Genomic DNA, 12,083 nt, shown 5'->3' with positions numbered 1-12,083 from the left:
TCTGTTCGCGTTCACCGGGCGATAGGGGCCGATCTCCAATCAGTTCGACGATCGGGCGGCCTGCTGCGCGCGGGCGTAGCTTTCCGCCACGGCGGCATAGTTGGGCGCGACCAGGCCGTAGAGTATGCCGAGCTCGGCCGCTTCGGGGCGAGCCCAGGTACGGTGCAGTTCGGACAGCAGAGCGTTGGTGGTGGTCGGGATGACGTCGCCCTGGACGAATCGAGAGAGGGAGGTGCGCGACGCAATCTCGCTTGGATCACCCGAAGCATCGATCACGGCGTAGACGTCATAGCCGGCGGCGCGGGCGTCGAGCGCTGGGAACATCACGCACACGCTGGTCCACACGCCGGCCATGATCAGGGTCTTGCGTCCCGTGGCGGCGACGGTGTTGACGAAGTCGTCATTGTCCCATGCGTTCACCTCGCCCTTGCGCGGCACATAGACCGCGTGCGGGGCGTACTGCTCGATCTCGGGCATAAGCGGGCCATTGGTGCCGTTCGGCTCTGAGGCAGTGGTGATCACCGGGATATGGAGGAGGGTCGCAAGTTTTGCGATCATCTCGACGTTGCGGCGCAGGTCGGCGACCGGGATGTCCTGGACGGTTTGGAACAGCCCCGACTGGTGATCGAGCAACAGGATCACCGCGTCGGACGGATCGAGCAAGGCTACGCCGCCGCCAGAGGGCAAGATGCTGGTCTTGGGAGGCTTGGTGGTCATGGTCATTCTCCTTGGTTGGATTGGGTGGTGTGCGAGAGGGTTCGCGCGAGAAAGTCGCGCATCACCGGGATCACTTCGTCTGCTCTCTCCTCGAGAGCGAAATGACCGGTGTCGAAAAAGTGCAGCTGCGCGGCGGGTAGATCGCGCAGGTATGCCCGCGCGCCGGCTGTCAGGAAAATCGGGTCGTTGGCCCCCCACAGGATCAGGGTCGGAGGCTGGTGCTGTCTGAAGTAGGCGTGGATCGCCGGATAGAGAGCTACGTTGGCCCGATAATCGTAGATGAGGTCCAACTGGATCTCGGCAGCGCCCGGCCGGTCGAGAAACAGCTGGTCGTGCAGCCAGGCAGCCGGGTCGATCTTGGCCGGATCGCGCGCGCCGGTCAGGTACTGGAACTGCGTGCCTTCCAGCGAGAGAAAAGGCCGCATGCCATCGCGATTGGCGGCACCGTTGTCGGCCCAATAGGCACGCGTCTGATTCCAGAACGCGCCCATTCCGTCTTCATAGGCATTGCCGTTCTGGATGATGAGCGCGGAAACGCGGTCAGGGTGAGCCAGCGCCAGCCGGAAACCGGTCGGCGCGCCATAGTCCATTACGTAAAGCGCATAACGCGTGACTTCGATTTGTTCGAGGAAGGCGGCGGCGACTTCGGCAAGATTCGCGAAAGTATAGGCAAATTGGTCGGCCGGGGGCATGGCCGATAGGCCGAACCCCGGCAGGTCGGGCGCAATGACGTGGTATTGATCGGCTAGTTCCGGGATGACGTTGCGGAACATGTGCGATGAGCTGGGAAAGCCATGCAGCAGGACGATGACCGGCGCCCCTTTCTCACCGGCTTCGCGATAGAAAATCTCGGTCCCGGCGACGGTGACCTTGCGGTGGAAAGTAGCTGACCGGATCATCGGATTTCTCCTGTCAGTTGGTCACTGCGGCGACGGCGATGAAGTCTGCGACCTTCGCCGGTTGGGAGAGCATGACCGCGTGGCTTGCCTCGACCTCGGTGATCGGCGCGCCGGCGCGCTGGGCCATCTGGCGCTGTGCACGCGGGGGGATCATCCGGTCTGCGGCGGCGACAAGGTAGGTCGAGGGCTTCGACCTCCAGGCCGGTTCGGCCATGGGCATCCCCACGGCTTCGAGGCCCCAGGGTAGCTGGGCGGCCGCCATGAAACGGGACGTCTGCGCATCGACATCGGCGGCGAAAGCTTGCGGAAACCCGGCCGGATCGACGATCAGGAACCCGTCCGGCCCAGGGATGACCGGCGCCGGGATCTCGCCATCTTCCAGCGGCGCTGCCGTCAATGTGCCGATTGACTCACCCGCATCGGGCGCAAAGGCAGCGACATAGGCGAGCGCAGCCACCTTGGGATCGGCTCCGGCGGCTGTGATGATCGCCCCCCCGTAGCTGTGGCCGACCAGCAAGACCGGCCCGCCGGCAGCGGCAATGGCTCGCTTGACTACGGCGACGTCGCCGTCGAGTGACAGGGTCGGGTGCTGGGTGACCAGAACCTCGAAGCCCCGGGAGGTAAGATCGGTATAGACCTGTTGCCAGCCCGAGGCGTCGACGAACGCGCCATGGACGAGGACGATCGAAAGGGGCGGCGAGCCAGGGACCTGGCCGCCCGTCGCCGAGCTATTCATGGAATGTTCCTTCGGGATTTGTCCGGAGCCCGAAGGCTCCGGACGCGGAGGGTCACTTGCAGACCTTGCGGTCCAGGAAGTCGTGGATCAGCGGCGCCATCACATCGAGCTTGTCCTCGAGCGCAAAATGCCCGCTATCGAGGATGTGCATCTCGGCCTTGGGCAAGTCGCGCAGATAGGGTGGCGCACCGGCTTCGGGAAAGATCTTGTCATTCTTGCCCCAGACGATCAGCGTCGGCGGCTGATACTTGCGAAAAAACGCCTGGAATTGTGGGTAGAGTGGCACGTTCGAACCGTAATCGCCGAGCATGTCGAGCTGGATGTCGCGATTGCCTGGACGATCAAGCAGCGCCTGATCCTGTATCCAATTGTCGGGGCTTATACGCGCGACATCGCCCATGCCGTCGGTGTATTGGAATTTCGTGATGTCGAGCGTGACCAGGCCGTTCAATGCGTCCCGGTTGCCCTGCGAACGATCGCGCCAGTAGACTTTGATGGGATCCCAGAACGGGGACTGCAGACCCTCTTCGTAGGCATTGCCATTTTGTACGATCAGGCCGCTGACGCGTTCGGGGTGTTTGATCGCAAGCCGGTAGCCGATAGGGGCGCCGTAATCCATGACGTACATTGCGTAACGCTGGGCGCCCAACTTCGTCACAAGCTTGTCGACAATGTCGGCCTGGTTGGCGAAGGTGTATGAGAACGACTTATGGTCCGGTGCGTCGCTCTGGCCGTAGCCCGGATAGTCGGGGGCGATGACGCGGTAGCGATCCGCAAGCAGCGGCATCAGGTTGCGAAACATGTGCGACGACGTGGGAAAGCCATGCAGCAGGAGGATTACCGGGCCATCTGCCGGTCCGGCTTCACGGTAGAACACTTTCACGCCGTCGATCGTGGTGCTCTTGTAATGAATGACAGGCACCGATGCCGCGATTTGGGCCGGAGCGATCGGAGCGCATTGCGCATGGACGGCAACCGGGGCCGTGGCTGCGAGAAGGGCCAGCGCGCTGACGAGGTGTCGTTTGTTCATGATCCTTGCCTTTTGAACATGGTGCCGAGGGACTTCAGCGCCGTGACCAAAGGGCTATCACCGTCCCGATAAAGGGCAGGGATAAATAAGGGTAAATAGAGGGAAATCTGAGGCTATCTATTTGAACAACAAGCAAATAAGTTCCGGTCCCAGGACGCGTTTGGTCACTCAGGATCGCGACGAGCCACTGATCTGCTGCAACTGTGCGGTGCTTTCTTCATCGGTACATTCGCGACAAATCCGTTGAAAGGCTGGCTTGGCAGCTTTCAGCAAAACCTGTCGTTTAGGTTCATCTTTGGAACGGCGGGAGTTGGTCGGTCTTCCGCCTCCCACATGCTCGAGCCGAGCGCCTTCGCCGTGCCCCGAAGACGGCAATTCGCCTCTAAATAAAAGGGCTTAATCGACTATGTTCCGGCGTGGCATCGGCCACGCATCGTCGTTTCGGAACAGTGCTGCGTTGCCGTTGATCGCAAGGGTGTGGAAGTGATGAGCAGCCATCTCGGCGTAGGCCGTGCCCACTTTGCCGCGGGCTGAACAAATATGGGAGCCGGCCAATAGGGGCTGGATCCTGCGCCTCCCCTCAGGAACAGGATCAGTTGCTGCTAGGCCGGGTCGATGCCCCACAGCCGCGCGGAGGCACGGGAAGCATTTTCCGTGAGTGCCGCGCGCGGGGCGGCGCGCATCGCCTCCACTACCTCGTCGCCGGCCGCGTACCAGATCGGTCCTGTGCCCAGATGCTGCAGCGCGCCCGATGCGACAGCCTCGGCACTCATGGCGGGAAAGCCGCTGTCCGGCACCATGCCTGATCGCTGCATCGCGGGCGTGTCGGTCAGCGTCGCAACCGCGCACAGCACATCGACGCCCTGACGCGCCAGTTCCCAGTTCAACCCTTCCGCCAGCACCATCTCGAACGACTTGGTGGCGGCATAGGCAGCCACATAGCCGCTGCCGACCAGCCCCGACATAGAGGAGACAAGAATCATGCCACCACGGCCGCGCTCCCGCATTGCCGACAGGGCGAGGTGCGAAAATATGGCAGGTCCATCGCAGTTGAGACGGATGAGGTTGCGGGCAAGGTCCAGCGGATTGTCCAGGAACAGGCCCACGCCATGGGTTGCCCCTGCATTGTAGATGACAAGGCCATATTCATGCTCGGACAGCAGGTCGGCTGCGCGTTCCGCGAGATCGGGACGGGTAAGGTCCATGGGTCGGCAATCCACCGCCACGCCATAGCGCGCAGCTATGTCCGCACCCGTCGCCTCTAAAGTGCCGGCCGACCGGGCGACCAGAGTCAGGTCGAAGCCGGTCCTGGCAAGCTGCTCGGCAAAGGCTGCGCCTATGCCCTCCGACCCCCCCAGGATGAGCGCTCTTGGGCCGTAGCGGTTCAGAAAACCGGCATCCGGTAAGGGAGCCGTCATCCCAGCCCTCCGACGTTTGCGGCAAGGACGGCAGGGTCGCCGGAATGGAGAAACCAGATGGCGTCCCGGCGGACGATACGCCAGCTTTCTTCGCGCCGCTGCCATCGATCGACATATTCGCCGGTCGAATCGAAGATGCCGCCGACCGGATCGGCACGCCTTTGGTGGCGGGCCTGCACATAGGAACGGCTGACCGCCTCATGCCCGTTCACATCGACCATGATGCTGCCGAGCAGATGCTGGGTAGGTCCGCAGACGTCGAGATACTGACGCATCTGATCCTCCAGTGCGGCGATCCCCGCGCGTTCCCCCTGACCATAATCGAAACTGAGGTCATGGGCGAAGACATCGGGCAGGCCGGTCCATTCCTTATTGTCGAGAATGCGGGCGAAGCGTCCAAGTTTCCGCACGATCTCCCTTTCGTCGAGGAGCGTTTGCAAATCGCTCATGTCAGCTTCTCCGCCTTGGCCTTGAGAGCGTCGTCCATATAGCTGGAGATGCCATGCGCTTCTGTGCGAGCACCATATTCTTTGTCCTCCGGCGCGCCGGATAGCATGCTGTTGTAGAAGCCCGCCATCCATCCGCCGTCCACGGCCAGTTCGGCCCCCATGACATAGGATGCTTCGTCGCTGGCGAGGAACAGGCTGGCCGCCGCTACTTCGGAAGCCAGGCCGATGCGCTGCGCGGGGACCATGGTAAAGCCCTTGTCGATATCCTCTTTCGCGCTGTCGACGGGGTTCCCCATATCGGTGTAGACTCCGCCTGGATGAACCGAATTGACCCGGACTCCGCGCGGCCCGAATTCGAGCGCGGCGACCTTGGTCAGGCCGCGCACTCCCCATTTGCTTGATGAATAGGCGGCGTAGCCGTTGGCGCCGCGCATGCCGTCAACCGAAGAAATGTTGACGATGGCGCCGCGGCGCTTCGCGACCATCGCTCCTCCGATGATCTTGAGCCCCAGGAATGTGCCGACAAGGTTAACGTCCAGCACCTGCCGGAAATCATCGACATCGCATTCAAGGATCGACCGAAATCGCTGGATCGCGGCGTTGTTGATCAGAATATCGGGTGGTCCGAACGCCTGTCCTGTTGCCTCTAGCAGGCTTTGCCAATCCTGCTGGCTGGCTACATTGATTTTTTGAAAGATCGCATTGGCCCCGATTTCAGCCGCCAGCGGCTCCCCGTCGATGACATCCGCGATCACTACCCGCGCGCCCTCGGCTGCAAAGAGGCGAGCAGTCGCCGCACCCATGCCGCGGGCACCGCCGGTGATGATGGCAACCTTTCCCTCGAGTCTCGCCAAGCTGTCTCTCCTCTTTCGCCACCATCAAAGCGGGCAGGCCCGTCGCACGGCACGGGATAGGTCTCAGCGTTCCTCAAAACAATTGCGCCGATGTGCGGACTTGCTTCCATGTTGCGCCAAATTGGCTCCGCCATGCTTTTTCGCGCTATTTTTGGGCAATGCCTTTCGTGCTACGGAGGAAATTGAGGTGAGGGAATGGCTGTTTCGTCAGATTTGTGGACTGTACAGGCTTCCAGTTCGTCCCAGCTGGCGAATGTCCAGTTGCGACGTTATCATTATCCGACACCCAATGAGGTGATCGAAGAGGAAGCGCGGCCCATTCTTTCGCTGACCTATCCGCAGCGGCAGGCCAACGACGGACGCGGGCGTTTCCTGAAGGAATGCGGTGACTGGCTGGACTTGGGCAGGGTCATCCTGCGACCACCCAACATACCCATGCATGCTTATGGAGCAGGTGGCATATTCACCTGTCTTATCTGCGAATACGACGCCGACGCCTTCGAACGGCTGACCAAGCTTTCGGATTGGGACATGAAGCGCCTGCGGAAATGTACTGATATCCGGACAGCGCCGATCGGCCGCATGCTTCGGCGTATCGGACAGGAAGTAGAGCATCCCGGCATGGGAACCGAGCTCATCGTGGACTTGCTTCTCCAGGCTCTTCTGGTTGATCTCGGCCGGCTTTTCGCCTCGACAGAGGTCGAGGAAGGCGCCGCGAAAAGGGGAGGGCTTGCCGGCTGGCAGCTTCGCCGGATCCGCGATCTCCTTCACGATTCCGTGGGCGTATGGCCCTCTATCCAGATGCTGGCCGACGCATGCCAGCTAAGCCGTAGTCATCTGTCGCGCAGCTTTCGGGAGGCGACAGGTACGACCCTCGTGGAATATTCGACTGCGATCCGCATGATACGCGCGAAGGCACTGTTGGCCGCGAAGGACATGTCAATCGGTGACGTAGCGATGCAGATCGGCTTTGGGTCCCTCAGTAGCTTTTCGAACGCCTTCCGGCGGGAGACAGGTTACAATCCCACAGAGTTCGCAGCTTTGGAAAATCCCGACAAGGTCGCAAGCTCAGTCGGCTGATTTCGTGCAGAAATGAGCGTCATCGTCGCCTACTCTTGGGTCAATTTCCTATTTCTAATGTTTTGCCTAACGAACTCTGTTGCACCGGACAGCAGCCGGCCCAACTACGGTCACGATTTACCAGATATAGATCGTCCCATGCGCCCCCACACTCTTGAAAAAGACCTTCTCTGCTTTCACGCCCCATGTGATGCAGGTGGCCTCAGCCGATCGCTTTGTGCCCAGCTGCAGCGTTCGCACGATGAAGTGTCCGACATGGACAGGGTTTGTCTTTCAATCACGGTCGACCGCCGTGGCCTGTTCGTTTCAGGGAAGCCGCGACGGCTTTGTCAACCGGCAAGATCGGGCGCAGCCCATTCCGCCGCTCAACTGAGTAATGCCGATGTCCCACGTTGATGATTACACCAATGCCGGTGCATAATATCATACGGTTCTGACCGTACCGCCATCGATGACGAATTCGGCGCCGTGAATCGCAGCAGCACGATCCGAGGCCAGATAGGCGATGAGGTCCGCGACTTCGTAAGGCTCGGCCCCGCGCCCGATCGGAATGCCGCCAAGGGCATCGAGGACCGACTGCCTGGCGTCCTCGATCGTGCCGCCATTCACTTCCCGAAGGCGTTCGAGGAACTGGACCGTCGAGCCGGTCATGATCCAGCCGGGGGATACGACATTGACCCTCACACCCTTCGGCCCCAGTTCCTTGGAGAGCGACTTGCTGTAGGTCCTGAGCGCGGCTTTGGCCGCGGCATAGGCCGTGGTCGACTCCGGCAAAGGCAGGACGGACTGGATGGAGGTGACATGCACCACGGCGCCAGCACCCTGTGCGATCATATGCGGGACCAGCAGGCGATCGAGGCGAACGGTCGCCAGAAGGTTGAGGTTCAATTCCGAAAGCCAATGTTCATCGGTCAGGACAGCAAAGCCGCCTCCCGGAGAGGACGAGCCGCCGATGACGTGGGCGAGAATGTCGATGCCGCCCAGCCGTTCGAGCGCAGCGTCCGCCAGCGCTTTACTGCCTTCTGCGGTCGTGAGGTCGGCCTGGACGAACTCGACGCCGTCGATCGGCTCCGGCGTTCCGCGCGCGGCGGTGATGACCCGGGCGCCTCCGGCCAGGAACCGGTCCACCGTAGCGCGGCCCGCACCCTTGGTGCCACCGCTGACGAGCACGCGCTTCCCGGCGAACTCGGTCGGATCAGCCTTGATCGTCATGCCGTGACCTCCAATGCTTTGACCGCGTCGGCCTCAAGCGTGAAGCGATAAGTGAAACGGAGAGGGCTGCCGGGGAAATCGCCATGGGCAGGCCCTTCGACGACGACGACTTTATCGTCCTCGCGGCGGATCGCTTCCGGCGTGAAGATGGCCTTTGCGGCGATGACCTCTTCTTCGAACAGTTTGCGGATCTGGTCGTGGCCTTCAAAGCGCTTGTCGTTGTCCAGGAAAACCGCGTCGACGGCGAACGGCTTGAGCATCGCGTCGGCATCCAATCGTGCGTTGGCCGCGACATAGTCGGCGATGGGCTTGGGTAGTTCGATCGACATTGCATGGCTCCTTGCGGTGACAAGGGGAATGTAGCGTCGAGCGATGCTTGTGATAATCGGGCTAAACCGCCATGTAACGTTGCGAAAGGCAGGACAATGTCGAAGCGGGGTTTGATCGAATTTGACGCTGTTCTCGCCATAGCGCGGCGGGGATCGTTTCGCGCCGCGGCGCTGGAACTGGGGCTTTCGACCACCGCGCTGAGCAATGCCATCGCCAAGCTGGAAGGGAATCTGGGCGTCCGGCTGTTCAATCGCACGACCCGCAGCGTGTCCCTCACCGATGCCGGCCGAAATTTCGTCGAGCAGGTGGGACCCGCCGTGAGCACTCTTCACGAAGCGATGGGAGCCGCTCGGTCGCAGCAGGAAACGCCCTCGGGAACTTTGCGGATCAATGCTTTCGCCACAGGCGCACGGGAGATCCTCGGCCCATTGCTGTTGAAGTTCCTGCGACGCTATCCCCAGGTTCACATCGACCTGGTCACCGAAGGCCGCATCGTAGACATCGTCGCCGAGGGCTTTGATCTTGGCTTGCGGGCCGCAAATCTTGTGCCGACCGACATGATTGCCATTCCCGTCGGGCATCCACGCAGCTTTGCCGTGGTTGCATCGCCTTCATACTTCGAAGCCAATGACAGGCCGCGCTCCCCTCCAGACCTGCTTCGCCACCCGTGCATTCGCATCCGCTTGCCCAACGGGGCGCTGCATCGCTGGCATTTTGAGAAGAATGGCCAGTCCGTCCAGATCGACGTTCAAGGTCCGCTCACGCTGGACGAGGCCAGCCTTTCGCGCATCGCTGTCCTCGGCCACGTCGGCATCGGCTATTTCATGGAAGCCGATGTCCGGGACGACATCCAGGTGGGCCGCCTCGTCCGGGTTCTGGAAGACTGGACGCCCCCACTCGCGCCCTTGTGCCTCTATTATCCCACCCGCCGAAACCCGTCGGCCGCTTTCAGGGCTTTGATCGACATGGCGCGGCAATCGGCCGGATAGGCAACGCGGAAGCGGCGGGCGGAAAAGGCGGAGGGATTGCATCGGCTTCCGTCAGCGCGAACATCGCGGGGCTGATGATGGTAGAGCGCGAATCTCTGTCGAGTGCTGAAACGATCACCGCCGCGGCGATCGAGGGATCCGTTCCCGAACTCGTCGAGGCACGGGACATTGCCGACATCTTCCATGTCATGCTGCGCAAGCATGCGGTCTCCTCTCTCCATGTCTCGCTAGAAAGGGCATGTCAGAGTTTGGTGAACTCCTTCGCCCACGGCATGATCAAAGACATTGATGCCGTTCCGGCCGCGACCGCCTCGAACTGGTCAAACGGGCAGACCGAAGGCCAGATCGCCAAGCTCAAGCTCGTCAAGCGGCAGATGTACGGCCGAGCCAAGCCTGAATTCCTGGAGGCCAGACTGATCGCGGCGGCGACATGACCTCCGTCATCAAAATCGCGTCAGAGTCCCGTTCGCACGCCGGTTGACAGTTTGTGGGGCCGTCGAAGCACATTTCGGGGAAAATCCCGTGGCAGCTTGTCGTAGCAAAGCCTCTCTGGGGACCGTCTTTGGGACGATCCCCCAGCATTTACAACGCTTGAGAGTAGCTGGTGCCAGAAGAGGACTCGATCGTGTCCCACAGCGTGGTGTAGGTTCGCTGGGATAGCCACAGCGACCTCCGGCTAAGCCGGATTGATCATGCTGCCATGGCAGGCAACGTGATGATGGGGTTATCGCTTAAACCTGAGACGCTCTCAAGTGTCATGTAGCGGCAGCGTTGGACGGCCCATTCGTCATTCTGTTCCAGAAGGATAGCGCCGACGAGACGGGTAATCGCCTCTTCGTTGGGGAAGATGCCGACAACATCAGTACGCCGCTTGATCTCGCCATTGAGCCGCTCGATCGGATTGTTGCTGTGCAACTTCGTGCGGTGTTGGGCTGGGAAGGTCATGTAGGCCAGCACATCCTCCTCGGCGCTGTCCATCAGGGCAGCGAGTTTTGGCACGGTAGGGCGCAATTGATCGGCGACGCTACGCCATTGGGCCTTTGCGGCCTTTGGAGTTTCCTGGGCGAAAGCGGTGGCGATGAATGCCGACACGACCCGGCGTCCGCTCTTGCCGGCATGGGCCAGCGCATTGCGCATAAAATGAACCCGGCATCGCTGCCAGGTGGCGCTGAACACTTTGGCGACGGAAGCTTTTATGCCTTCATGGGAATCGGAGATCACCAGCTTCACGCCGCGCAGACCGCGACGGGCAAGGCTGCGTAGAAAGTCGGTCCAGAAGACCTCAGCTTCGGAATGACCGATCGCCATGCCGAGCACTTCGCGCCGGCCATCGCTGTTAACGCCAACGGCAATGATGACCGCGACAGAGACAATGCGACCGGCTCGCCGCACTTTGATGTAGGTCGCGTCCATCCAGAGATAGGGCCAGTCGCCTTCGATCGGACGATCGAGAAAGGCCTTCACCCGCTCGTCGATCTCCACGCACAGTCGGCTGACCTGGCTCTTTGAGATCCCACTCATGCCCATGGCTTTGACCAGATCGTCCACAGAGCGGGTCGAGATCCCCTGGATATAAGCTTCCTGGATGACGGCCGTCAGTGCCTTCTCTGCCATACGGCGGGGCTCCAGAAACCCTGGAAAATATGTTCCCTTGCGCAGCTTGGGGATCCGCAGCTCGACCGTGCCTGCCCGCGTCTCCCAGTCCCGATCCCGATAGCCGTTGCGCTGCGCGAGGCGCTCGGGATCCTTATCGCCATAGGCCGCGCCCGTAAGGTCGCCCACTTCCAGCTCCATCAGCCGCTGCGCGGCAAAGCCGATCATATCGCGTAGAAAATCGCCGTCGGCTGTCTTCCCAACCAGGGCATGCAGGTCCATCTTGTCATTGGTCATCGGTGGTCTCCGTAAGTTGAGTCTCGCAACCCAAACTTATCCGAAGTTCGCCGGTGACCACCCGCGAAACTGACCGGCCGCTACAGCGCTTTATCGATGAGCGCGCGTCCGGTCAGCTTCGCTACCCTCAAAACCTACACCACGCGCCGGGACACGACCGAGGACTCAAAAACGGCAAAGTTGTTATTATAATTCAATAGAATACTGCGTCTGTCGTCGGTAGATACCATAATCGATACCCTGGGACTTTTTGCTTCAGAGGTTCGAGTCCTTCGACGGAAAATTCCGACCTGAAAGCAGGTCAATCAGGCGGGTGATTCGGATAACCCGGTTCCGATCGTTCCAAACAGGAAAACCTAATTTTCGCGCGGAACGATAACCTGAAATCTGTGCATCCCGAAGCGCTTGACCCGGCGTGAGGAGCCGCCGCTGTCCGAAATACGACTGCAAATTTCGGACAGATCATAGGCCGCCAGACC

At 61.0% G+C, this 12,083-nt stretch carries 13 protein-coding genes; 3 read left to right on the top strand and 10 right to left on the bottom strand.

All coding sequences use genetic code 11. The annotated features are described in order from the left end of the window. Positions 1 to 39: 39 nt before the first annotated feature. The 7 genes from ACFC3J_RS10595 to ACFC3J_RS10565 all read right to left on the bottom strand — a co-directional run bounded on the left by ACFC3J_RS10595 (position 40) and on the right by ACFC3J_RS10565 (position 6,103). Complete coding sequence (locus ACFC3J_RS10595; RefSeq protein WP_375196134.1) at positions 40 to 717, bottom strand: isochorismatase family protein; 678 nt, start codon at positions 715 to 717, stop codon at positions 40 to 42. Positions 718 to 719: 2 nt separating this feature from the next. Next, entirely contained in the window at positions 720 to 1,616 is an 897-nt protein-coding gene (locus ACFC3J_RS10590) for an alpha/beta fold hydrolase (protein ID WP_375196133.1), read from the bottom strand. Positions 1,617 to 1,629: 13 nt separating this feature from the next. Then, positions 1,630 to 2,352, bottom strand: a complete 723-nt coding sequence (locus ACFC3J_RS10585) for an alpha/beta hydrolase (protein ID WP_375196132.1) — start codon at positions 2,350 to 2,352, stop codon at positions 1,630 to 1,632. Positions 2,353 to 2,404: 52 nt separating this feature from the next. Then, positions 2,405 to 3,382 (bottom strand): alpha/beta fold hydrolase, encoded by a 978-nt coding sequence (locus tag ACFC3J_RS10580; RefSeq protein ID WP_375196131.1) that lies wholly within the window; start codon positions 3,380 to 3,382, stop codon positions 2,405 to 2,407. 602 nt (positions 3,383 to 3,984) lie between these two features. Then, entirely contained in the window at positions 3,985 to 4,800 is an 816-nt protein-coding gene (locus tag ACFC3J_RS10575) for an SDR family NAD(P)-dependent oxidoreductase (RefSeq protein WP_375196130.1), read from the bottom strand. Further along, entirely contained in the window at positions 4,797 to 5,249 is a 453-nt protein-coding gene (locus ACFC3J_RS10570; protein ID WP_375196129.1) for a nuclear transport factor 2 family protein, read from the bottom strand. Before ACFC3J_RS10570 ends, ACFC3J_RS10575 begins: the two co-directional genes overlap by 4 nt. After that, positions 5,246 to 6,103 carry an SDR family NAD(P)-dependent oxidoreductase gene (locus tag ACFC3J_RS10565; RefSeq protein WP_375196128.1) on the bottom strand — a complete coding sequence of 286 codons (858 nt, stop codon included), beginning with the start codon at positions 6,101 to 6,103 and terminating at the stop codon, positions 5,246 to 5,248. The genes ACFC3J_RS10570 and ACFC3J_RS10565 overlap by 4 nt, the downstream gene beginning before the upstream one ends. Positions 6,104 to 6,298: 195 nt before the next feature. Between ACFC3J_RS10565 and ACFC3J_RS10560 the strand changes: the two genes are divergently transcribed. Then, the gene (locus ACFC3J_RS10560) at positions 6,299 to 7,183 is read left to right on the top strand and encodes a helix-turn-helix transcriptional regulator (RefSeq protein ID WP_375196127.1); all 885 of its coding nucleotides are present in this window, start codon (positions 6,299 to 6,301) and stop codon (positions 7,181 to 7,183) included. Between the two features lie 423 nt (positions 7,184 to 7,606). Here ACFC3J_RS10560 and ACFC3J_RS10555 read toward each other — a convergent pair whose 3' ends face one another. Both ACFC3J_RS10555 and ACFC3J_RS10550 read right to left on the bottom strand, forming a co-directional pair. After that, positions 7,607 to 8,395, bottom strand: a complete 789-nt coding sequence (locus tag ACFC3J_RS10555) for an SDR family oxidoreductase (RefSeq protein ID WP_375196126.1) — start codon at positions 8,393 to 8,395, stop codon at positions 7,607 to 7,609. Continuing rightward, positions 8,392 to 8,724 carry a nuclear transport factor 2 family protein gene (locus ACFC3J_RS10550; protein WP_375196125.1) on the bottom strand — a complete coding sequence of 111 codons (333 nt, stop codon included), beginning with the start codon at positions 8,722 to 8,724 and terminating at the stop codon, positions 8,392 to 8,394. Before ACFC3J_RS10550 ends, ACFC3J_RS10555 begins: the two co-directional genes overlap by 4 nt. Positions 8,725 to 8,820: 96 nt before the next feature. Here ACFC3J_RS10550 and ACFC3J_RS10545 point away from each other — a divergent pair, with 96 nt between their 5' ends. After that, positions 8,821 to 9,714 carry a LysR family transcriptional regulator gene (locus tag ACFC3J_RS10545; RefSeq protein ID WP_375196124.1) on the top strand — a complete coding sequence of 298 codons (894 nt, stop codon included), beginning with the start codon at positions 8,821 to 8,823 and terminating at the stop codon, positions 9,712 to 9,714. 74 nt (positions 9,715 to 9,788) lie between these two features. After that, positions 9,789 to 10,148, top strand: coding sequence for a hypothetical protein (locus tag ACFC3J_RS10540; RefSeq protein WP_375196123.1), 360 nt, complete (start codon positions 9,789 to 9,791; stop codon positions 10,146 to 10,148). A gap of 256 nt (positions 10,149 to 10,404) precedes the next feature. Here the strand turns inward: ACFC3J_RS10540 and ACFC3J_RS10535 are convergent, their stop codons facing one another. After that, positions 10,405 to 11,604, bottom strand: a complete 1,200-nt coding sequence (locus tag ACFC3J_RS10535) for an IS256 family transposase (protein ID WP_048939695.1) — start codon at positions 11,602 to 11,604, stop codon at positions 10,405 to 10,407. Positions 11,605 to 12,083: the final 479 nt, after the last annotated feature.

It is taken from the genome of Sphingobium sp., assembly GCF_041987595.1.
GTDB lineage: Bacteria > Pseudomonadota > Alphaproteobacteria > Sphingomonadales > Sphingomonadaceae > Sphingobium.
Note: the sequence above shows the minus strand (reverse complement) of the source record. Positions and strands in the feature narration are given on the sequence as shown.